At 72.9% G+C, this 20,467-nt stretch carries 19 protein-coding genes, 1 tRNA gene and 1 other RNA gene; 7 read left to right on the plus strand and 14 right to left on the minus strand.

Annotation, left to right across the window (positions count from 1 at the left end):
- Positions 1 to 8: 8 nt before the first annotated feature.
- The 5 genes from FB382_RS18140 to ffs form a co-directional block, all read right to left on the minus strand.
- The gene (locus FB382_RS18140; protein ID WP_182541073.1) at positions 9 to 629 is read right to left on the minus strand and encodes a DUF5063 domain-containing protein; all 621 of its coding nucleotides are present in this window, start codon (positions 627 to 629) and stop codon (positions 9 to 11) included.
- Complete coding sequence (gene recR, locus FB382_RS18145; protein WP_182541074.1) at positions 622 to 1,221, minus strand: recombination mediator RecR; 600 nt, start codon at positions 1,219 to 1,221, stop codon at positions 622 to 624. The genes FB382_RS18140 and recR overlap by 8 nt, the downstream gene beginning before the upstream one ends.
- An 11-nt stretch (positions 1,222 to 1,232) precedes the next feature.
- Positions 1,233 to 1,607 carry a YbaB/EbfC family nucleoid-associated protein gene (locus FB382_RS18150; protein ID WP_182541075.1) on the minus strand — a complete coding sequence of 125 codons (375 nt, stop codon included), beginning with the start codon at positions 1,605 to 1,607 and terminating at the stop codon, positions 1,233 to 1,235.
- 67 nt (positions 1,608 to 1,674) lie between these two features.
- Positions 1,675 to 3,804 (minus strand): DNA polymerase III subunit gamma and tau, encoded by a 2,130-nt coding sequence (locus FB382_RS18155; RefSeq protein WP_182541076.1) that lies wholly within the window; start codon positions 3,802 to 3,804, stop codon positions 1,675 to 1,677.
- 88 nt (positions 3,805 to 3,892) lie between these two features.
- Positions 3,893 to 3,983: signal recognition particle sRNA small type (gene ffs, locus FB382_RS18160), an RNA gene on the minus strand.
- Positions 3,984 to 4,079: 96 nt separating this feature from the next.
- On the opposite strand from ffs, the gene FB382_RS18165 reads away from it, so the two are divergent.
- The 3 genes from FB382_RS18165 to FB382_RS18175 all read left to right on the plus strand — a co-directional run bounded on the left by FB382_RS18165 (position 4,080) and on the right by FB382_RS18175 (position 6,063).
- Positions 4,080 to 4,168: transfer RNA gene (locus tag FB382_RS18165), tRNA-Ser, on the plus strand.
- Positions 4,169 to 4,385: 217 nt separating this feature from the next.
- Positions 4,386 to 5,189: a COG4705 family protein gene (locus FB382_RS18170; RefSeq protein ID WP_246377245.1), complete on the plus strand. Its 804-nt coding sequence runs from the start codon at positions 4,386 to 4,388 to the stop codon at positions 5,187 to 5,189.
- A gap of 103 nt (positions 5,190 to 5,292) precedes the next feature.
- Positions 5,293 to 6,063 carry a universal stress protein gene (locus FB382_RS18175; protein ID WP_182541077.1) on the plus strand — a complete coding sequence of 257 codons (771 nt, stop codon included), beginning with the start codon at positions 5,293 to 5,295 and terminating at the stop codon, positions 6,061 to 6,063.
- Positions 6,064 to 6,075: 12 nt separating this feature from the next.
- On the opposite strand, the gene FB382_RS18180 is transcribed toward FB382_RS18175, so the two are convergent.
- The 8 genes from FB382_RS18180 to FB382_RS18215 form a co-directional block, all read right to left on the minus strand.
- A complete protein-coding gene (locus FB382_RS18180; protein ID WP_182541078.1) occupies positions 6,076 to 7,356 on the minus strand; it encodes a S8 family serine peptidase in 1,281 nt (426 codons plus the stop codon).
- On the minus strand, positions 7,347 to 8,798 hold the full coding sequence (gene eccB / locus FB382_RS18185) for a type VII secretion protein EccB (protein WP_182541079.1): 1,452 nt from the start codon (positions 8,796 to 8,798) through the stop codon (positions 7,347 to 7,349). Before eccB ends, FB382_RS18180 begins: the two co-directional genes overlap by 10 nt.
- Positions 8,799 to 8,801: 3 nt before the next feature.
- Entirely contained in the window at positions 8,802 to 10,154 is a 1,353-nt protein-coding gene (eccD, locus tag FB382_RS18190) for a type VII secretion integral membrane protein EccD (protein ID WP_182541080.1), read from the minus strand.
- Between the two features lie 130 nt (positions 10,155 to 10,284).
- On the minus strand, positions 10,285 to 11,580 hold the full coding sequence (locus tag FB382_RS18195; RefSeq protein WP_182541081.1) for a hypothetical protein: 1,296 nt from the start codon (positions 11,578 to 11,580) through the stop codon (positions 10,285 to 10,287).
- A complete protein-coding gene (locus tag FB382_RS18200) occupies positions 11,577 to 12,032 on the minus strand; it encodes a hypothetical protein (RefSeq protein WP_182541082.1) in 456 nt (151 codons plus the stop codon). Before FB382_RS18200 ends, FB382_RS18195 begins: the two co-directional genes overlap by 4 nt.
- 101 nt (positions 12,033 to 12,133) lie before the next feature.
- Positions 12,134 to 12,430: a WXG100 family type VII secretion target gene (locus FB382_RS18205; RefSeq protein WP_246378285.1), complete on the minus strand. Its 297-nt coding sequence runs from the start codon at positions 12,428 to 12,430 to the stop codon at positions 12,134 to 12,136.
- A gap of 26 nt (positions 12,431 to 12,456) precedes the next feature.
- On the minus strand, positions 12,457 to 12,759 hold the full coding sequence (locus FB382_RS18210) for a WXG100 family type VII secretion target (RefSeq protein ID WP_182541084.1): 303 nt from the start codon (positions 12,757 to 12,759) through the stop codon (positions 12,457 to 12,459).
- A gap of 155 nt (positions 12,760 to 12,914) precedes the next feature.
- Positions 12,915 to 14,276 (minus strand): hypothetical protein, encoded by a 1,362-nt coding sequence (locus FB382_RS18215; RefSeq protein ID WP_182541085.1) that lies wholly within the window; start codon positions 14,274 to 14,276, stop codon positions 12,915 to 12,917.
- 114 nt (positions 14,277 to 14,390) lie between these two features.
- Between FB382_RS18215 and FB382_RS18220 the strand changes: the two genes are divergently transcribed.
- The 3 genes from FB382_RS18220 (at position 14,391) to eccCa (ending at position 19,653) form a co-directional block, all read left to right on the plus strand.
- The gene (locus tag FB382_RS18220; protein WP_182541086.1) at positions 14,391 to 14,963 is read left to right on the plus strand and encodes a hypothetical protein; all 573 of its coding nucleotides are present in this window, start codon (positions 14,391 to 14,393) and stop codon (positions 14,961 to 14,963) included.
- Positions 14,963 to 15,556 (plus strand): hypothetical protein, encoded by a 594-nt coding sequence (locus tag FB382_RS18225; RefSeq protein ID WP_182541087.1) that lies wholly within the window; start codon positions 14,963 to 14,965, stop codon positions 15,554 to 15,556. Before FB382_RS18220 ends, FB382_RS18225 begins: the two co-directional genes overlap by 1 nt.
- A 116-nt stretch (positions 15,557 to 15,672) precedes the next feature.
- Positions 15,673 to 19,653: a type VII secretion protein EccCa gene (eccCa, locus tag FB382_RS18230; protein WP_343055662.1), complete on the plus strand. Its 3,981-nt coding sequence runs from the start codon at positions 15,673 to 15,675 to the stop codon at positions 19,651 to 19,653.
- Between the two features lie 15 nt (positions 19,654 to 19,668).
- Here the strand turns inward: eccCa and FB382_RS18235 are convergent, their stop codons facing one another.
- Positions 19,669 to 20,136, minus strand: coding sequence for a nuclear transport factor 2 family protein (locus FB382_RS18235; protein ID WP_182541088.1), 468 nt, complete (start codon positions 20,134 to 20,136; stop codon positions 19,669 to 19,671).
- Positions 20,137 to 20,259: 123 nt separating this feature from the next.
- Here FB382_RS18235 and FB382_RS18240 point away from each other — a divergent pair, with 123 nt between their 5' ends.
- Positions 20,260 to 20,433, plus strand: a complete 174-nt coding sequence (locus FB382_RS18240; RefSeq protein WP_182541089.1) for a hypothetical protein — start codon at positions 20,260 to 20,262, stop codon at positions 20,431 to 20,433.
- Positions 20,434 to 20,467: the final 34 nt, after the last annotated feature.

A 20,467-nucleotide genomic window follows, 5' to 3' on the forward strand; every position in this document is an offset into this window, starting at 1 on the left:
CCTCGAGTCTAGCGGGGAGCGCTCTCCCCGGACTCCCGCATCTCAGCCTCGAGGATCTCCTCGGCCACGGCGAGCTGCTCCTCCTCGAAGGCGATCTCGGTGTCGAGGCGGTCATGGGCCACGACGGAGAGCAGCGCGTTGAGCGCGGCGCCCGCGAGGTTGCCCCACGAGGAGACGTAGGAGAACTGCCACCACCACAGCGCCTCGTCGATGTTGCCGAGGCGGTAGTGGCGCAGGCCGTTCTCGAGGTCGGTGGCGATGCTGGCGATGTCGTCGGAGAGCTGGCTCTCCACGGCGGCCTCGGGCACGTAGGGGTCGAACACGAAGCTGTAGGTGTCGACGTTGCCGAGGATCTCGGCCAGCCGCAGCCGGAGGGCGTCGATGTCGGGCTCGGGGCCCACGTCGGGTTGGTACTCGGCGCGGGGCGAGAAGTCGCTCTGGGCGCCCAGCCGGGCGCCGGCCAGCAGCACCTGGCTGATCTCGAGCAGCAGCAGCGAGATCGCCCGGCCGCCGTCGGCCTCGCGGGCGATGGCCTGCACCGCGATGAGGAAGCTCTCGACCTGGTCGGCGATCTGGGTCGCGAACTCCTCGGTCGCGCCGTCCATCCGGCTCTCGGGTGTCTCAGTCATCGGCAGACCGCCTCCCAGCGAACGCTCGTCCCAGGGTGACCTCGTCGGCGTACTCGAGGTCACCGCCTACGGGCAGTCCACTCGCCAATCGGGTCACGCGCAAGCCGAGCGGCTTGAGCATGCGGGTGAGATAGGTCGCGGTGGCCTCGCCCTCGAGGTTGGGGTCGGTGGCGAGGATCGTCTCGGTGATGGTGCCGTCAGCCAGCCGCATCATCAGCTCGCGGATCCGCAGCTGCTCGGGGCCGATGCCGTCGATCGGCGAGATCGCCCCGCCGAGGACGTGGTAGCGGCCCCGGAACTCGCGGGTGCGCTCGATCGCGACGACGTCCTTGTACTCCTCCACGACGCACAGGACGGTGCCGTCGCGACGCGGGTCGCGGCAGATCCGGCACTGCTCGTCCTCGGAGACGTTGAAGCAGACCGAGCAGAACTTCACCTTGGCCTTGACCTCGATCAGCACGTCGGCGAGACGGCGGACGTCGGCCGGCTCGGCCTGGAGCAGGTGGAAGGCGATCCGCTGCGCGCTCTTGGGACCGACGCCCGGCAGCCTGCCGAGCTCGTCGATGAGGTCCTGGACGACGCCTTCGTACACGGTGGGTGCTCCTAGAAGCCGAGCTGGCCGGGCATGCCGCCCGGGGCTCCGCCGCCGGCGAGCGGCCCGAGGGCCTCCCCGGCGAGGGCGTCGGCCTGGGCCTTGGCGTCGCGGTAGGCGGCGACGATCATGTCGCCGAGGTCGGACAGGTCGTCGGCGTCGCTGCCGTCGAACTCCCCGGCCTTGATGTCGACGTTGACGACCTCGCCGACCCCGTTGACGGTCACGGTGACCGCGCCGCCGGAGACGGTGCCGTCGACCGTGGTCTCGGTCAGGCGCTGCTGCGCGCTGGCGAGCTGCTCCTGCATCTGCTGCGCCTGCTGCAGCAGCGCGTTCATGTCGAAGCCGCCGGCTCCGCCGAGGGCGTCGAAGGGGTTCTGGCTCATGAGGTCACCTCTGACTCGTGGGGTGGTGCAGGACTGCTGCTCTGGTGGGTCGAACGACCGGGATCGCTCACTGGTGCCGGATCTCCTCGATCACCCTCGCACCCAGCTCGCGCTGGAGGAGCTCCGCCCCGGCGAGGCCCTGGTGGTCGGCGTCGACGTCGTCGAGGCTGGCGTCGGCGTCACGCTCGGCGGCATCGTCGGAGCGGGCCGCCTCCTCCCCCGACTGGCGGGTGGACTGGATGGCGGCCTTGGCCGCCGCGATCGCCTCGGGGCCGGCCTTCTCCCGGGCCGGCGGCGACTCCGGGGCGCTGGCCTCGGGGGCGGGCGACGTCGGCGCCTGGGCCGTCGGGGTCTCCGGCTCGTCGGAGACCCACGCGGGCGGGCTGACCGGCGCCGCCGCCTGCTCGGGCGCCGGCGCGTCGGACACCGCCGGCGCGGCCGGAGCCGGGTCGGGAGCCGCCGGGGCCGGCGCGGGCGGGCGCTGGCCGGCGTCGGCCTGGGCTCCGGGGTCGACGATGGTCACGATCCGCCAGTCGGCGCCGACCACGTCGATCGCCGCCTGGCGCACGATCTCGGCGCTGCCGCCGTTGTCGAAGGACTCCCGGGCGCCGGCGTTGGGGAAGCCCAGGGTCAGCACGTTGCCCTCGATCGAGACGACCTGGCAGTTCTGGGTGAGGTGCATCCACGTGACCCGGCGGCGCAGCTTGGTGGCGTCGACGATGTCGGGCCAGAGGCGGCGTACGTCGATGAGCGAGAGCCCGCCACCGGCCGCGGGGGCCGCGGGGGCGGCGGCGGGGGCGGCGGGGGTGGCGGGGGTGGCGGCGGGGGTGGCCGGCTCGGGCTCGGGCGGAGCCGGTGCCCGGACGGGCTCCGGGGTGGGCGCGGGCTCGGCGACCGGCTCGGCGACCGGCTCGGGGCGGGCCGGTGCCGGGGTCGGGGCGACGACGTCGCTGGTCACGTGGACCTGGGCGGGCCGGTCCTGCTGGGGGACGGCGGGCTGGGGCGCGGGGGTGGCCGAGGGCACGCCGGTGATCGCGATCCGCTTCTCGATCCGGTCGAGGCGCGCGGCGAGGCCGTCGGTGGAGTGGTCGGCGCCGGGCAGCAGCACCCGGGCCACGATCAGCTCCAGCAGCAGCCGCGGCGCGGTCGCACCCCGCATCTCGGTGAGTCCGGAGGCGACGAGGTCGGCGGCGCGGCTGAGCTCGGCGCTGCCGAAGCGGGCGGCCTGGGCGACCAGCCGCTCGCCCTGGTCCTCGGAGCAGTCGATGAGGCCGGTCGCCGGGGCGTCCGGCACGGCGTCGACGATGACGAGGTCGCGCAGGCGGCGGAGCAGGTCCTCGGTGAAGCGGCGCGGGTCCTGACCGGTCTCGATGACCTTGTCGACCACGCCGAACACCGCCGAGCCGTCGCCGGCCGCGAACGCGTCGACGACCTCGTCCAGCAGCGAGTCGGGGGTGTAGCCCAGCAGGCCCGTGGCCAGCTGGTGGGTCACGCCCTCGGGCCCGGCGCCGCCGAGCAGCTGGTCGAGGACACTCAGGGTGTCGCGGGCCGAACCGGCACCGGCCCGCACCACGAGCGGCAGGGCGGCCGGCTCGATGGAGACCTGCTCCTTCTCGCAGAGCTCGGAGAGGTAGGAGGAGAGCAACCGCGGCGGGATCAGCCGGAAGGGGTAGTGGTGGGTCCGGGACCGGATCGTCGGCAGCACCTTGTCGGGCTCGGTGGTGGCGAAGATGAAGCGCAGGTGCGGCGGGGGCTCCTCGACCAGCTTGAGCAGGGCGTTGAAGCCCTGCGTGGTCACCATGTGGGCCTCGTCGATGATGTAGACCTTGTAGCGGCTGCGCACTGGCGCGAAGAACGCCTTCTCGCGGAGGTCGCGGGCGTCGTCGACGCCGCCGTGGGAGGCCGCGTCGATCTCGATGACGTCGATCGAGCCCGGACCGCCGCGCGCCAGGTCTCGGCAGCTGTCGCACTCGCCGCACGGGTCGGCGACCGGAGCGAGCTCGCAGTTGAGCGCGCGGGCCAGGATGCGGGCCGAGGTGGTCTTGCCGCAGCCGCGCGGTCCGGAGAAGAGATAGGCGTGGTTGACCCGGTTGTTCGCGAGCGCGGCTCTCAGCGGCGTCGTGACGTGATCCTGGCCGATGACCTCGGCAAACGTCTCGGGCCGGTAGCGGCGGTACAACGCGAGGGGTGACTCCACGCCTGAACCCTAACCACCCGCGCCGACACCGGGTAGCGCGCGGTGACCGGCGGCCGACGTACGGGGCCGTGGGGACCTCCGGAGACGAAGAGGCCCCCCGCGTACCCGACAGAGCTCGCCTACCCTTGCTGCCTTCCGGCCCTGGGGGAGTTCGGTGAGATGCCGCCACGCGGGGGGTTGGCGCAGAGTCTAGGTGAGGGGCTCGGGCGGACCAACACGGCCACCCGGGGCAGGCCGATTTCATCGCCCGGACGCCGACCGGTAGCCTCCTCCGCGGAGGTATCGCCTAGTGGCCTATGGCGCTCGCTTGGAAAGCGGGTTGGGTTAATAGCCCTCGGGGGTTCGAATCCCCCTACCTCCGCCACTCTCGAGGGCGCCGACGCGGTCGGCGCCCTCGAGTGCATTTCGGGCTGGGTGGCCACGCCGCTTCACCATGAGAAGTGGGCGAAGCGTCACTTCTCATGGTGAGTTCACCGTGAGAAGTGCAGACCCACCCACTTCTCATGGTGAAGCTGTGACGGGTGGGACCGACACCCCTCCAGTCAGGTTGATGGCAGGGCGCCTCAGCGACGGTGGCCGGCATGACGACGACACCGCAGATCGCCACCGCGCGCCGCCAGATGCTCAACAAGGTCCCGGAAGTCACGGTGTTCTTCTGGATCATCAAGATCCTGTGCACCACGGTGGGCGAGAGCTTCGCCGACTACATCAACGAGACCCTCGGCTTCGGGCTCACCAACACCACCTTGGTCTTCTCGGCCGCCCTGCTGGTGGTGATGGTCTTCCAGTTCCGCCTCGACCGCTACGTGCCGGGCGTCTACTGGACGGCGGTGGTGCTGATCAGCGTGGTCGGCACGCTGCTCACCGACAACCTGACCGACGCCCAGGGCGTGCCCCTGGCGGTGTCCTCGACGGTCTTCGCGGTGCTGCTCGCCGCGGTCTTCGGCATCTGGTACGCCCGGGAGCGCACCCTCTCCATCCACTCGATCGTCACCACGCCGCGCGAGTCGTTCTACTGGCTGACGGTGCTGGTCACCTTCGCCCTCGGTACGGCGGTCGGCGACTGGACGCTCGAGCTCACCGGCTGGGGCCCGGGCCAGTCCGTGCTGCTGCCGCTCGGCCTGATCGTGGCCGTGCTCGCCGCCTGGAAGATCGGGATGGGCCCGGTGCTGTCGTTCTGGCTGGCCTACATCCTGACCCGCCCGCTCGGCGCCAACATCGGCGACCTCCTGAGCGCTGACAAGTCCGAGGGCGGCCTGGCGCTGGGCACGCTGTGGACCAGCGTGCTGTTCCTCGGCACCATCCTGGTGACCGTCGTCTACCTCTCCGTGACCCGTGCGGACGTCACCGAGAAGAAGGCCCACGCCGACGTCGCGGAGGCCTGACCAAGGTCACCGGGCTCGACCCTTGCAACTGCGTCCCCCTCCCGCTACAACGGTGAGTGAGGGGGACGCAGTTCTGATTTCGGATCTGGTCCTGGGAGCCCGCATGGCAGGCGTCGTGGTCGGCACGAGCGGCAGGCGCGACACGGGCGCGCCGGTGCGCTGGGCCGCGGACGCGGCCCGGCTCCGCAACACCGGCCTCACCCTCCTGCACGCCTGGCACGAGGACGTCGAGGTGTCCCTCGTCCTCTCCGGCGACGCGCACCCGGACCTACCGGCCGGCACGGTCAGCGCGGCCGTCCACGGGCGCCCGGCCGAGGCCCTCCTCGCCGCCGCGCCCGACCTCCTGGTGCTGGGCGGCCATGCCGGGGCGGGGCACGTCTCGCACGTGACCGCCGAGTGCCTGCGCGGCGCCCGCTGCCCGGTCGTGGTGGTCCCGACCTCGGGGCCGGCCACTCCCCTGCGCGGCCGGGTGGTGGTGGCGGTCGAGGGCGCCGAGGAGTCGCGGCCGACGCTGCTGTGGGCGGCCCGGGAGGCCGGCCGCCGCGGCGCCACGCTCGTCGTCGTCCACGCCTGGCAGTCCCACCTCGTCGGTCGTGGGCTGAGGCACCCGGCGGCCAGCGTGGAGGCCCAGGGACGGGTCGCCACCGAACGCCTGCAGTCCTGGGTGGAGGCGGGCCTGGGCCACCTCGACGTCGAGCTCCACGCCGACCACGGCGGGCCGCTCGACGAGGTGCTCGAGCACAGCTGGGACGCGGACCTGCTCGTCGTGGGCCGCAGCCCGGCCCACGCGGGGCTGGCCCGGGTCATCCACGGTGCCGTCGACCACGACCTGTGCGGGCTGCTGCCCTGCCCCATCGCGGTCGTCCCGGCCTGAGCCCGGCCGTCCTCAGTCGCGCCGGCGGGCGAGCACCGGCCGCAGCATCAGGGCCACGAGCAGCGCGCCGCCGCCCAGGAGCCCCCACCAGACGGCGTGGTGGCGGGTCGAGGCGAGCACGTCCGCCTGGGGCCGGGGGGCCGTGGCGCGGACGTTGCTCTGCTCCTCGCCGGTCGCCCGCGGCAGGGTGCCGTCCTTGCGCGGGTGCAGCGGCCGGGTCAGCGCCTCGACCGGCTGGACCACCCCGTTGCCCTCGAACTTCGTCCGGTCCAGCGGGGTGCCGGTCGCGGTGTTCTCCAGCCGGGCGCGGATCTGGGCCACGGTGTCGCGCGGGTAGGCCGTCCGCAGCAGCGCCACGACGCCGCTCACCTCCGCCGCCGCCCAGGACGTGGCGACCTGGTCGATCCGGCAGGTGCTGCCGTTGACCCCGATGCTGACGCCGTAGAACGTCGGGGCCGCGAGGTCGGTCTGGGAGTTGGGGAGCACCGCGGCGCTGAGCGGCTGCGAGCGGTCGACCGGCCCGCCCTGCGTGGCGTTGACCGCGATGACGTCGTCGTACGCCGCCGGGTAGACCGCGTCGGCAGCGTCCTCGCCGGGCCCGGTGTCGGTGCCGTCCTCGCTGTTGAAGCGGCTCCACAGCAGGTCGGTCTCGTCCTGGGGGCGGTTGCCGCTCGCGGCGACGACGGCGATGTCGAGGTCGTGGACCAGGTGGTGCACCGCCCGCTCGAGGTCGGTCGTCGGGGTCAGCGCCAGGGAGATGTTGACGACCCGGATGGCGTAGTCCGACGCGTGCTGGGCGACCCAGTCGAGCCCCGCGACGACGTCGTCGGTGTCGATGTCGTCGGCGCCGCCGGTGTCGGACCCGTCGTAGACGCGGACGTCGACGAGCCGCGCACCGGGGGCGATGCCGGTCGGCTTGTCACCGCGGGCGCGGGCCGCGATCAGCCCGGCGACGGCGGTGCCGTGCGGGTCGGTGACGTCCCGGTGCGGCCAGGGGCTCCGGCCTGCCACCGTGACCAGGCCGCTGCTGTCGGAGATCCCCGAGTCGACGACGGCGACCGAGAGGCCACCGCCGGGCGACCTGCCCTGGGCCTTGAGCAGCTGTTGCGCCCGGTCGATGCCCAGCAGCTCGTAGGGGACGCTGGTGGAGGAGTCGGTCACTCGGGCGGTGTTGTCACTGAGACCCATGCAGGAGTAGGCCTCCGGCGCCGCGTGGGCCGGCGAGCCCGCGCCCACCGAGACGGCGGCCAGCGCGGCGGCCGCCACCGCGGCGATCCGGGGGGCTACAGGCACGAGGTGTCCTCGACCGGGTGCGGCCGGCACAGCGCGTCGTCGACCGAGAGCGGCACGCCGACCCCGAAGAGCTTGGTCCAGCTGTCGGGGACGACCACGACCGGGTGGTCGCCGTAGCCCAGGCGGGCCGCGGCGTCCTGCCCCTCGAGCGGGTAGCTGTTGCCCTTGGCGTCGACCACGAACGGCGAGCCGGTGTCGCTGCTCTCCCAGTCGCCGGACAGGAAGTAGGCGCCGCGGCCCGAGTCGACCACGGGCACGACCTTGTCGGCGGGCAGCGTCGACGCCGTGGCGGCCTCGCTGGGGGCGGAGGCGAGGGCCACGCTGGGCGCCTCGCCTGGCGCGGTGACGAGCCGGGCGCAGGGGTCGCCCGCCGGGGCGGTGAAGGCCGCGGCAGGCCAGTGGGCGGCCGCGAACGGCGGCTCGGTCTGGGCACCGGTCGGCAGCGGCGCCTCCTGGATCCACGGGTGCTGGCCGACCCGGTGCGTGCCGGGCATCGGGCGACCCGCGGGAGTCTCGGTGTGGGAGTAGACCGCCAGCGAGAACGGGTCGAGCGAGGTCGGCGCATCCGCGGTCAGCAGCAGCGAGCTGTCGCCGTCGACGATGACGTCGCCGACGCGGGCGTCCTCCGGCACGCCGGGGTCGCCGGCGTACGACGGGGTGTCGCCGATCCCCCGGACGCCGAAGGTCGGGAAGTCCAGCGCGCCGCCGGCCGGGAAGAGGTTGAGCCACTCCGTCGGCACCCGGGTCGCGGACTCGCGGATCGGCAGCTGGAGCTCGCGCAGCATGTTGTCGAGGTCGTCGTCGGACCGCGACGCCGGGAGCTCGAAGCGGTAGGCGCCGGGCGTGGCGCCGTTGCCCTCGCGGCTCTGCGCGATGACGTAGTAGGTGCCGGCGTTCTCGACGAGGAAGCCCGTCGTCGGGTCGAGCGGCGCCTGCGGCTCCTCGGCGACGTCGACGCGGGTGCCGTGGCCGTCGGCGGTGCACGCCGTCCAGCCGCCGTCGATCAGCAGTCCCGGGGTCGGCAGGCTGGCCGGGGCGCCGAGGATGCCGATGTCCTCCCCGACGGTCTGTTCGTCGATGGTCTGCTGGGAGACGAGCGTCGGCTCGACGTCGCCCTCGAGGATCAGCCGCGCCGAGGTGATGTTGATGACCGGGCGGAGCACCGGGTGGTCGCTCTCCTGGAGGATGACGTAGGCGGCGCCGGTCTCCTTGGACAGGATCAGCCCGGGCTTGTTCCAGTCCTGGGCGTCGCGCGGCGCGAAGACGCCGGCGATGGCGGCGCCCGCGACGAGCAGGACCGCGAGCGCCAGGCCGCCGACGATGGTGCGGCCGGGGCGGGCGGGCTCGACCTCGCGGCCGCCGGGGGCGCCGGAGACGAAGGCGGTGACCAGCCGCCGGCGGCTGAAGGCGTGGGCCTCGACGAGGTCGCGCTTGGTGGCCATCGCTCAGCCCCGGATCGAGGCGAAGATGCCGACGGCGACCACGAGCAGCGGCAGCAGGGCCAGCAGGCTCACCGACTCGGCGATGTCGCCGAACCGGCCGCGTCGCACCGACGGGGTGGCGGGCAGCAGCGTCACCGCGAGCAGCACGGCGCCGGTCGCGGCCAGCGCGACCGCGGCGGTCGGCCGCCACTCGGGATGCATCCACAGCAGCGAGATCGCCACGGACACGAGCCCGAGGATGCCGGAGACGAGCCCGACCAGGACCTCGGAGCCGGTGCGGTACTGGCGGGTCCGCAGCATCACGACCACGCAGGCGACGAGCGCCAGCAGGGTGCCGGCCAGGCCCAGCGAGACCGCCAGCGGGGCGATGAGCACGAGCAACAGGCCGACCGTGGCCGACACCGCGACCAGGATCTCGTGGGCGACCCGGGCGTCGGCGCCGACCCGGCCGGGGTCGATCTCGGCGGGGTCGGCGGTGATGTCCTCGGTGGTGAAGAGCTGGTCGACGTTGGTGCCGGTGGCGCCGAGGGCCAGCCACGGGAAGACCGACCCGGCCATCACGACCAGGACCAGCGCGACGGTCAGCACGACCGCCGGGTCGAAGGTCGCGGAGTTCATGACGACGCCGGTGGCCAGGAAGATGGCTCCGACCACGACCGGCGGGATGACCAGCGTGCGGCCCTCGCCCAGGCCGACCAGCGAGACCAGGCCGGCCAGCAGCGCCCCCGCGCCGGCGGCGGCGACGGGGAGGCCGAAGAAGCGTCCGTCGGTGACGAGCATCAGCCCGGCGACCGCGGCGTAGAACGACCCCATCCAGGCGACCGCCACCGCGGCCTCGGGCTCGTCCTGGGCCCGCGAGAGCACGATGCCGCCGGTCACGAGGGCCAGCGCGACGACCGCGGCGGCGACCCCGGCGAGCGTCGACCCGCGCTGGATCAGCAGGGCCACGGCGCCCAAGGCCATGAGCAGTCCGGCGGCGGCGAGCGCCGTACGCCGGCCGGAGGCGGGCTCCCAGGGCTTGAGGTCGCGCTCGACGATGTCGGTCATGGCCTCCACGACGTCGTCGTAGACGCGCGGCGGGGCGTCGTCGATGCCGGCGGTGACAGTGAGCAGGCCGCCGTCCTCGACGCCCTGGATGACCAGGCCGGAGTCCGTGGCGAGCTCGCGCCCCTCGGCGGTGACGAGGTGGTAGCCGCCGAAGACGGTGGAGGCGTCGAGCAGGCCGACGCTGCGCGCGAGCTCGGGCACGAGCTCCGCGACGGGCACCGCCCCGGGCAGGACGAGGTCGACGCGACGGGTGCCGGAGGCCACCGTGACCCGCACCAGACCGGATGCGCTGACGGGCGCCTGACTCATCGTCTCTCCCCCAAGATCGTGTGGACCCCGCCGGCGCTCGCGCCGCGGGTCCGGGCCCGGACCGCTGAGATGCTACCGCCCGGGCCGACCCCTGAGGGCCGCCCCGGGCGGGCGCACGTGCTGCTGTGGATCAGTCGATGACTCCGGGCGCGGCGCCCTCGTCATCGACCCAGTCCTGCTCGTCGTCGAAGAACTCCGTGCCCTTCTTCTTCGGGTCCTTCTTGTTCTTGCCGCCCTGGCCGCCGGAGGCTCCGGTGCCGCGGCCTCCGGCCGCACCGCGCGAGCCGGCCTTGCCGCCACCGCGGGTCCCGCCGCCGGCGCTGCGGGCCGACGAGGCGGCCCCGCTGCGGCCGCCGGCCGCGCCCTCCTCGGCGAGGCCGGAGCTGCGTCCCAGCGCACCGCGTGCGACGCCGGCGCTGCGCGAGCTGGCGCCGATCTTGCCGGAGCTGGCGCCGCCGGCGCTGGAGCCGGTGGGCACGGCCATCGGACCGCGTACGGCGCCGCCGATGCCGGTCATGCCGCCGATGGCGCCGCCGCCGACCGCGCCGGCGATGCCACCGGCGGTCGAGCCGGTGATGCCACCGGGTCCGGTCGTCGGCACGCTCGCACCGGGGATGCCGGTGCTGGGCGTGGTCGGGTAGCCGTCGATCGGGGTCGCCGGGAGGCCGCTCTGACCGGTGCCGCCCCCGGTGTCGTGGTTCGGGTCGTGCGGGTCGTAGCCCGGGTCACCCCCACCGTCCGTGGGAGGCACGTGGTGCCCGGTGCCGGTCGGGACGTGCCCGCCGGTGGGCGTGTAGTGGTGGGTGCCCGTCGGCGTCCGCGAGCCGCCACCCGGAGTCGTGCCCCCGCCGCCTCCACCGGAGCCGGTCGGGCTCGTGGGGCCGGTCGGCTGCGGATCGGGCTTGCCGTGGACCCCCATCATCTTCTCGGTGGCTGCGGCGTAGACCGTGTCCATGTGGGTGTTGGCGGCGGCGGCGTCGCTCTCCCGCTTGGAGGCGGCGGCGTTGTGAGTCGCCAGTGCGGAGTGGTAGGCCCGCTGCTGGTCGACGTCGTCCTGGTGGCTGGAGCCTGGAGTCGGCTGGGGCGCCGTCGGCGCCGGGCCGAGGGGGTTCTCGTCCAGCTGACGCTTGACGTTCTGAGCATGAACGATGGCTCCGTGGGCCATCGTCAGCGCGTCGCTGGCGTCCTTCATCTGCTGTGCGCGATCGGAGACCTTCTTCGAAACCTGCCGAAACGCGATCTCAGCCCTGGACCCGGTTTCGCCGAGCTGGTCACCCATGGGCCCGGCGGCGTTGTGCAGCGTCAAGGAGATGGTCCGGAGTGCACCACTCCCGACGTTCCACGCGTGCTGGGCCGCCGTGACGGCTTCCTCGCTCGAGGTGTCGACGATGGAGCGCAGCTTCGCCTCATGGGGGCCGTGGTTCATCGCCGGCCACCTCCGTTGCCGAGGTAGTGGTTGCGCGACTCGTGGTTGCGCTGATCCGCCTCGGAGTGGCGCGTCGAGCCGACGATCGCCTCCACGGCCTGGCGACCGCGGGTGAGGTCGTCTGCAGTCGAGGTGTCCGCCTGCTCGATGAGCTTCTCCGCGGTGACGATGCCGTCGCGGAAGCGCGTGAGGTCCTCGAGCAAGCCCGTCAATGTGTCGCTGATGACTTCATGCGCCAAGGAGTGGTGCCGCCCGAGGGTGTTCCCCGACGGCGCACCACCGAAGGCTGACTCAGGCAGCGCGACGTCGCCGAACCGAATGCTCTCCAGTTCCTGGTGCGACGACCGCAACTGCGCCTTCACGCCGTCGAGGACGGACTGGTCGACCTTGATCTCGTCCGCGATGGACTGGATCACGTTCTCGATGCTGTTGAAGATCCCCATGAAGCCCATGGGCGCTCACCTACCCCGCTGGTGTTGACGAAGAACGCCCCCGACGGGGCCGGACCACCCGGCAGGTGGACCGACCCCGTCGAGGTCGCGATCCGGATCGATCAGATGTCGAAGGACGCGGCGCCGCGCTGGTCGGCGGCCTTGTACTCGGCGTTGGACTGGTAGACCGTCTTGGAGGTCTCCTCCAGCAGGTTGCGCATGTCCTGGATGGCGCCGTCCCACTTGGCCTTGGCCGTGGTGTAGGCCTGCTGGGCGCTACCGGACCAGTCGCTGCGCAGCGGCGCGAGCTCCTGCTCCAGGCGGTTGAGGCGGTCGTCGATGTCCTTGACCGTGCGGCCCATGTCCTCGGCCGCGGTGTCGAGGCCTGCGTGGTTGACGCGAAGTCCGTCGAGGCTCATTTCAGTCACTCCTGTTCCTTGTCGGCTCAGCCGCCGAGGCGGCCGGCGGTCCGGTTGTAGTTGGCCGACTGGGCTTCGTCGGTGCTCATGTTGTCCTTCTCGGTGGACTGCAGCGAAGCCTCGAACTCGTTGAGCGCGTTCGTGATCACGTTCTGCTTCTCGGTCCACGCCTGGTGCAGCTGGAAGAACGCGGAGCCACCGGCTCCGGCCCACTTGCCCTGGAGCCCGGCGATCTGGCCGTCGAGCTTGCGGCTGAAGCCGTCGAAGTCCTTCTTTGCGTCGACCACCATGCCGGCGGCCTTGGAGAGCGTCTTCTCGCCCTGTCCCATTTCGGGAGCGTTGTTCGACATGTCGCCATTTCCTTCCCCCGTGGCGGCATGTCGCCGCTCGAGAATTTGATGGGTGTTTCGTTCGATACTCGTGCCGACCATGTGGCGCAGCCGACACCAGCGGTTTACCCGGGGCCCCGGGCACTAAACCTCCGCTAGACCTGCATGTGGATGGACTCCCACACCGCGCGGAAGACGCCGGTCGCCACCAGCACCGACGCGACGGCGGCGGAGCCGCAGAGCGCCTCGGCGATCTCCGCCCGACGCGACCACCAGGCCGAGCGCCAGCCGCGCCCGGTGGCGACGGCCGCGACCAGCACCGCGACCGCGGTGGTGATGGCGATGCCCGCGAGCGGGGTGCCGGCGCCGGACCGCAACGAGGCCAGCGCGGAGACCAGCACCGCGGACCAGCAGACGAGGCCGGCCGTGCGGAGCAGGGCTCGGGCCGCGGCGTGGCGGTAGCTGCGTCCGGCCAGGACCAGGCCGCAGCCGCAGAGCAGCACGAGGCACCGGGCACCCACCCGGTCGAGGGACAGCGTGGCAGTCCCGAGGAGCAGGGGCGCGGAGACGGACGTGACGGCCAGGATCGCGACGGCGTACGCCGTGACGATGCGGGTGCCCCGGGCGGCCACGGTCGCGACCGCGGAGGGCGGCACGACCGAGCGGCCGCGCCGGCCGGTCGCCCGCTCCCGGGCGGACCACGCGTTGACGGCGAGACGTTCGAGGTCGATGAGGTACTGGTCGGGCACGTCCACGGCGAAGCCGGGCACGAAGCGCGCGGCCAGCATGGCCGCGACCAGCAGCAGCGCCCAGGGCACGCGCGGCGGGAAGCCCAGCAGGGCGGCCAGGCCGGTGACGGCGAAGACCGCGACGCCCACCGTCACCCAGACCTTCAGTGCCTCCTCGTTGCGGCGGTCGAGGGTGCGTGCGACGGCCGCCGCGACGGCCGCGACCAGCGCGGCCACGCCGAGGACGGTGGGGATGCGGGCCGGCTGGGGATCCCAGGCGAGCACGAACGCCGCCGACCCGGCGTACGCCGGCACGGCGAGCAAGCGGTGGGCGGCGTACCGCCCGAGGGGTACGACGCCCACGACCGCCGCGGCGACCAGCAGCAGGACCGTGGCCTCGCGTTGGGCGTCGGAGCCTGACCGGGCGGCGAACCAGGCCGCGAGGACGGCCACGACGACCGCTCCCGCGAACCACACCACGGAGAGCGGGCCGGGCCGGTCCTCGCGCGGGTGGGTCTCCCGGGGGAGCACCGAGCCACCGAGGCGCTGGACCTCGGTGGTGGCGACGAGGACCGAGCCCGTGCCGATGCCGACGTCGGCGAGCGCGACGTCCGGCTGCAGGTGCTGGCCGAGGCGGGTGTAGAGGACGGGGACCGCGGCGAGGCCGGACTGCTCGGCGTACTCCCGGGCGACGTCGGTCGCGGCCGCTCCGGCCGGCACGAGGAGGTCGAGGACCCCCAGAGGACCGTGGACGCTGAGGGCCAGGCTGCCCCCGGTCGCTGCCGCCACGTCGCCCCCCGGTCGTCGACGACGGGCGCCCGCCGCCCGTCGTCACGCAGGGTAGTCGCTCCTCGGCGCCCCGCCTATCATCGCCCGCACAGCCCAATCTCTCGGGGGGGACACATGACCACGACACGCCGCGCCCGCACCACCGGCGTCGCCACCGCCCTGCTCGTCGCCGCCGCGATGCTCTCGGGCTGTGGCGGCAAGGACGCCGCCGCCGACCCTCCCACCGCGTCGGCGGATGCATCCTCGACGTCCGACCCTTCCATGAGCGCCTCCGCCTCTCCGGCGAGTGGTCCGCTTCTCGACAGCGACGTGGTGTCTCTGCACGCCCCCTCGGGCTGGAAGGTCACCGAAGGCGGCGGCCATGTCCTTGCCGAGGACGAGACGGCCCTGTCGGTCATTCAGCTCGACGTCATCGACAACTACGGCCAAGAGTTCACCCTGCAACAGCTGGCCCGGCAGGACCTGCAAGCGGCGGCGGTGCAGTCGCCCAAGGTCGAGGAGCCGGTGACGGTGGCCGCCCAGGCGGCGTACCACGTCACCGGGATGGCCGACTCGACCCGCCATTACGAGGGTTTCGGGTTCCGGCTCGGGGACCGATCGATCTACGTCGGGTTCACGCTGGCCGGCTCGCCGACCCATCGGCAGCAGGTCGTCGACTCCGTCCTCGCCACCGTCGTGCTCAAGTGATGAGTCGTCCACCCGCGACGCCCGGCGCCCGCATCCTCGGCGCTGCCGCCGCACTGCTCGTTTCCATCTCGATGCTGTCCGGCTGTGGCAGCAAGGACGCCGCCGCCGCCGACCCGCCCGCGTCGTCGGGCTCCTCCTCGTCCGACTCGTCCCCGGCTTCACCGAGCCCGTCGGTGGAGCCCGCGAGCGGCGGGCTGCTCGACACCGCGACCGCCTCGGTCAACGCGCCGCAGGGGTGGGCCGTCAGCACGCTGGTCAAGAACCAGACCGTCGACGCCGTGACCGACAACGGGCTCTCGGTCGTGGGGCTCAGCGTGATCAGCACCTTCGGCGCGGAACCTTCCCTCCAGCAGATGGCCCGGCTCGACATCCGCACCGGCAGCTACACCCACGGTCAGGTCATGCCCGAGGCCGAGGTGGCCGGGGAGCCGGCCTTCCACGTGCACGGCAAGGCCACGATCGGGACGACGTACGACGCCTACGGCCTCGAGCACGACGGCCACACCGTCACCGTGGTCTTCAAGCTCCACGAGACCTTGAAGAATCCCCAGGAGATCATCGACTCCGTCCTCGCCACCGTCGCGCTGAAGTAGCAGCCGCCGGCCATGTCCCCCGGCACGAGTCGCGCCTATCATCGTCGGGCAGTCGCAGGTGGTCGCGGCAATCGGGACCGATCATCTTCACGGGGAACAGCACCAGGGGGACATGAGTGAGTACGACGCTTCGCGGGGGACGGGTCGACGAGCCCGAGATGCCCACCGGCCAGATCGTGCTCCAGCCGCCCCCGGAGATCGAGCCCAACGAGGGCGCCAGCGGCGTGCTCATGAACGCCATCCCGATGCTCGGCAGCCTCGGCTCGATCGTGCTGGTCGCGTCGATGGGCTCCTCGGCCGGCGGGCGTGGCTACATCGCGGCGGGCATGTTCCTCTTCGCCACGCTCGGCTTCATCATCGTCCAGCTCGACCGGCAGCGTAAGCAGCGCACCCAGCAGGTCACCGGCTCGCGCACGGAGTACCTCCGCTACCTCGGCAACGTCCGCAAGATCGCCCGCGACGCCGCCGACCAGCAGCGCCGGGCGCTGACCTGGCACCACCCCGACCCGGCCGCGCTGCCCGCGATCGCCGAGGAGCGCTCCCGGGTCTGGGAGCACGGCGCGACCGACCCGCAGTTCCTGCACGTCCGCTACGGCCTGTGCGCCCAGCCGCTGTCCCTCGAGCTGGTGCCGCCGGAGAGCGCGCCCATCGACCAGGTCGACCCGGCCGCGGCGTCCGCGCTGCACCGGCTCCTGGTCGTGCACCGACTCCAGCCCGACCTCCCCGCCTCCATCGACCTGCGTGCCTTCGACCGGGTCGAGATCTGCGGCGGTGAGGAGGAGGCTCGCTCGCTGGCCCGGGCGATGATCTGCTCGGCCACCGCCTTCCACTCCCCCGAGCACCTGGTCGTCGCGGTGCTCTCCTCGGAGCAGAACCTCGCCCACTGGGACTGGGTCAAGTGGCTGCCGCACGCGCTCAGCGGCCGGCAGTCCGACGCCGTCGGGCCGATGCGCCTGGTGACGACCAACCTCGCCGACCTGGCCGCCCTGCTGCCGCCGGACCTGAGCGAGCGACCGCGGTTCGGCGCCGACGAGCGACCGGCGACGCCGCACATCCTGCTGGTCGTCGACGGCGCGACGCTGCCGCCCGGCAACCACGTCATCCCGCCCGACGGCCTGCACGGCGTCACCCTGCTCGACCTGCCTGCCCGGTGGGACGAGCTCGACGACGCCAGCCGGCTGCGGATCCAGGTCGACGGCCCGCCCGCCGCCGACGGGCGCCCCAGCGTGGCGGCACTCCGGCTGCGCGAGGAGCCGATCCGGGCGCGGGCCGACCAGTGCGACCCGGCCACCGCCGAGGCCTTCGCGCGCCGGCTGACCCCCCTCCACACGATCGCCTCCGGTCCCGCGGAGGGCACCGCCGGCGAGATCACCGGTCCGACCGACTTCATGGAGCTGCTCGCGCTGGGCGACGTACGCACCTTCGACCCGGCCGCCGCGTGGCGCCCGCGCCCGGCCCGCGACCGGCTCCGCGTGCCGATCGGCCTCGGCGAGGGCGGCGGCATGGTGCACCTGGACATCAAGGAGTCCGCCCAGCAGGGCATGGGCCCCCACGGCCTGGTCATCGGCGCGACCGGCTCGGGCAAGTCGGAGTTCCTGCGCACGCTCGTGCTCGGCCTGGCCATGACGCACTCCCCCGAGCAGCTCAACATGGTGCTCGTCGACTTCAAGGGCGGCGCGACGTTCGCCGGCATGTCCGAGATGCCGCACGTCTCCGCGGTGATCACCAACCTGGCGCAGGAGCTCACCCTCGTCGACCGCATGCAGGACGCCCTGTCGGGCGAGATGGTGCGCCGCCAGGAGCTGCTCCGGGAGGCCGGCAACTTCGCCTCGATCCGCGACTACGAGAAGGCGCGGGCCGCGGGCGAGGACCTCGAGCCGATGCCGTCGCTGTTCATCGTGGTCGACGAGTTCTCCGAGATGCTGTCGGCCAAGCCGGAGTTCATCGACCTCTTCGTCGCCATCGGCCGGCTCGGCCGGTCGCTCGGGCTGCACCTCCTGCTCGCCTCGCAGCGGCTCGAGGAGGGCCGGCTCCGTGGCCTGGAGTCGCACCTGTCCTACCGGGTCGGCCTGCGCACCTTCAGCGCCGGCGAGTCCCGCTCGGTGCTCGGCGTCCCGGACGCCTACGAGCTGCCGCCGATCCCCGGCCTGGGCTACCTCAAGCCCGACCCGACCTCGATGCTGCGCTTCAAGGCGGCCTACGTCTCCGGGCCGCCGTCGGGTCGTCAGCGGGTCCGCCGTGACGAGGGCGGCCACCTCCAGGGCATCCTGCCGTTCACGATCTCCGAGGTGCACACCCTCGACGTGTCCGAGCCGGAGCCGGAGGTCGTCGCGGCCCCCGAGCAGGGTGAGCAGGCCTCGCTGCTGGACATCGCGGTCGACCACATGGTCGGCCACGGCCCCGCCGCCCACCAGGTCTGGCTGCCGCCGCTCGACGTCCCCGACACCCTCGACGACCTGATGCCCGACCTCACCGAGGACCCCGTCCTCGGCCTGGTCTCGCCGCAGTGGCGCGGCCTGGGCGGCCTGGTCATCCCGCTCGGCACGGTCGACCGCCCGCGCGAGCAGCGCCGCGACACCCTGACCGTCAACCTCAGCGGCGCCAGCGGTCACGTCGCGGTCGTCGGCGGTCCCCGCAGCGGCAAGAGCACGCTCCTGCGCACCATCGTCACCAGCTTGGCGCTGACCAGCACGCCGCTGGAGACCCAGGTCTTCGTGCTCGACTTCGGCGGCGGCACGTTCGCGCCGATGGCCCAGCTGCCCCACGTCTCGGGCGTCGGCACCCGCTCCGAGCCCGACGTCGTACGCCGGATCCTCGCCGAGGTCATCGGCATCGTGGACCGGCGCGAGGCCTACTTCCGCGCCAACGGGATCGACTCGATCGAGACCTACCGGTCGCGCCGCGCCCAGGGCCGCACCGACGACGGCTACGGCGACGTGTTCCTCGTCGTCGACGGCTGGAGCACGCTCCGGGCCGACTTCGACGACATCGAGATCGAGCTGCAGCAGCTCGCCTCCCGCGGCCTGACCTTCGGCCTGCACATCATCACCGGCGCATCCCGCTGGGCCGACTTCCGCGCGGCGATGCGCGACATGTTCGGCACCCGGCTCGAGCTGCGCCTCGGCGACCCGATGGACTCCGAGATCGACCGCAAGATCGCCGCACTGGTGCCGGCCGGGCGGGCCGGTCGCGGCCTGGTGCCCGGCAAGCTGCACTTCCTCGCCGCCCTGCCGCGCATCGACGGGCGGCCCGAGGCCGAGAGCCTCGGCGACGGCGTCGACGAGCTGGTCAAGCGCGTCACCGCCGCGTGGACCGGCGAGTCCGGGCCCAAGCTGCGGCTGCTGCCCGAGCGCATCGACCTCGACACCGTGCTCTCGCAGGCGACGCCCGCTGCCGAGGACCGGCGCCTGGTGCTCGGCATCAACGAGAAGGAGCTCGCACCGGTCGCGCTCGACCCCGACGCCGAGCCGCACCTGCTCGTCTTCGGCGACGGGCAGTCGGGCAAGAGCGCCGTGCTGCGCGCCTACGTCAAGGAGGTCATGCGGACGCGCTCCCCCCAGGAGGCGCAGATCGTGATCGTCGACTACCGGCGCTCACTGCTGGGCGAGGTGCCCGACGAGTACCTCCTCAACTACCTGACCTCCGCGACCCAGGCACAACCGGCGATCCGCGACCTGGCCAGCTACCTCGAGAACCGCATCCCCGGCCCCGACGTGACGCCCGAGCAGCTGCGCAACCGGTCCTGGTGGTCCGGCGCCGAGGTGTTCGTGGTCGTCGACGACTACGACCTCGTCGCCACCCAGCAGAGCTCGCCGATCCAGGCACTGCAGCCGTTGATGGCGCAGGCCCGCGACACCGGTCTGCACATCGCCGTGGCGCGGCGGTCCGGCGGCGCCTCGCGGGCGCTCTACGAGCCGGTGCTGCAGTCGATGCGGGACCTGGCCATGCCCGGCCTGCTGCTCTCGGGCAGCCCCGACGAGGGTCCGCTGCTCGGCAACGTCAAGCCGCAGCCCGCGCCCCCGGGCCGGGGCCGGCTCGTCTCGCGCGACCGTGGCATCGAGGTCGTGCAGATGGCGTGGACCGACAACACGCTGTAGCTCGTGCGGCGGGGGTCAGTGGGTGTGCTCGCCCGGGCCCTTGACCGTGAGGCCCGGCAGGTCGTCGAGGTTCCAGGTCAGCTCGAACGTACGCCGGTAGCCCGTGTGCGAGACGCGCCAGCCGTCCGCCGTGCGCAGGTAGGTGTCCTCGTAGAACGCGGCACCTTCGAGCATGAAGCGGAAGGCCTCGACGACCACCTTGTCCTGGAGGTACCACCGGCCGGTGGCGTGGTCGCCGTCGACGGTCACCTCGGGGTGGTGGACGGTGTGCATGGTGATCATCCCGGGGCCGAGGTTCTCGCGCATGTAGGCCACCAGGGCGTCGCGGTCCTCGAAGCGCAGGCCGTTGTAGTCGGCGGTCGCCTCGGGCAGGAAGCAAGCCTCGAAGTCGTCCCACTGCTTGGTGTCCAGGGTCCGCAGGTAGCGGTACTTCAGCTGGCTGATCGCGGCGATGTCGGCGGCGGGGTCGGCGGTCGGGTCCACGGACGCAATGTAGATCACAGCGATCCGGGCATCGGTTGACCTGGATGTAACGCCTGGTCAACCTTCCGGCGATGTCGGCAGCAGAGGGTGGTCCCGACACCGAACACCAGTCAGGAGGCCGACATGGAGAGCACCAACCTCATCGAGGGAAGCTTCGACAAGGTGGCGGAGCAGCGGACCGCGCTGCGCACCCGTCACTCTGCCGCCCTCACGTCGCTGATGGAGGCCCGCGAGGACCTCCGCGGCGTCCACGCACTCGCCGACTTCGTCGACGACTCCGTGCGGTGGTCCGCCTGACAGCAGCACCTCAGGGGGATTGACCGAGCACGAC

Origin of the sequence: Nocardioides ginsengisegetis (assembly GCF_014138045.1) — a bacterium.
Lineage (GTDB): Bacteria > Actinomycetota > Actinomycetes > Propionibacteriales > Nocardioidaceae > Nocardioides > Nocardioides ginsengisegetis.

Bases quoted from the DNA above. Each gene is read 5' to 3' on its own strand.
- FB382_RS18195 (WP_182541081.1), bottom strand. From the start codon at position 11,580: ATGAACCACGGCCCCCATGAGGCGAAGCTGCGCTCCATCGTCGACACC.
- eccD (WP_182541080.1), bottom strand. From the start codon at position 10,154: ATGAGTCAGGCGCCCGTCAGCGCATCCGGTCTGGTGCGGGTCACGGTG.
- FB382_RS18220 (WP_182541086.1), top strand. From the start codon at position 14,391: ATGACCACGACACGCCGCGCCCGCACCACCGGCGTCGCCACCGCCCTG.
- FB382_RS18175 (WP_182541077.1), top strand. From the start codon at position 5,293: ATGGCAGGCGTCGTGGTCGGCACGAGCGGCAGGCGCGACACGGGCGCG.
- FB382_RS18150 (WP_182541075.1), bottom strand. From the start codon at position 1,607: ATGAGCCAGAACCCCTTCGACGCCCTCGGCGGAGCCGGCGGCTTCGAC.
- FB382_RS18140 (WP_182541073.1), bottom strand. From the start codon at position 629: ATGACTGAGACACCCGAGAGCCGGATGGACGGCGCGACCGAGGAGTTC.
- FB382_RS18225 (WP_182541087.1), top strand. From the start codon at position 14,963: ATGAGTCGTCCACCCGCGACGCCCGGCGCCCGCATCCTCGGCGCTGCC.
- FB382_RS18200 (WP_182541082.1), bottom strand. From the start codon at position 12,032: ATGGGCTTCATGGGGATCTTCAACAGCATCGAGAACGTGATCCAGTCC.
- FB382_RS18205 (WP_246378285.1), bottom strand. From the start codon at position 12,430: ATGAGCCTCGACGGACTTCGCGTCAACCACGCAGGCCTCGACACCGCG.
- FB382_RS18170 (WP_246377245.1), top strand. From the start codon at position 4,386: ATGACGACGACACCGCAGATCGCCACCGCGCGCCGCCAGATGCTCAAC.
- FB382_RS18210 (WP_182541084.1), bottom strand. From the start codon at position 12,759: ATGGGACAGGGCGAGAAGACGCTCTCCAAGGCCGCCGGCATGGTGGTC.
- eccB (WP_182541079.1), bottom strand. From the start codon at position 8,798: ATGGCCACCAAGCGCGACCTCGTCGAGGCCCACGCCTTCAGCCGCCGG.
- FB382_RS18240 (WP_182541089.1), top strand. From the start codon at position 20,260: ATGGAGAGCACCAACCTCATCGAGGGAAGCTTCGACAAGGTGGCGGAG.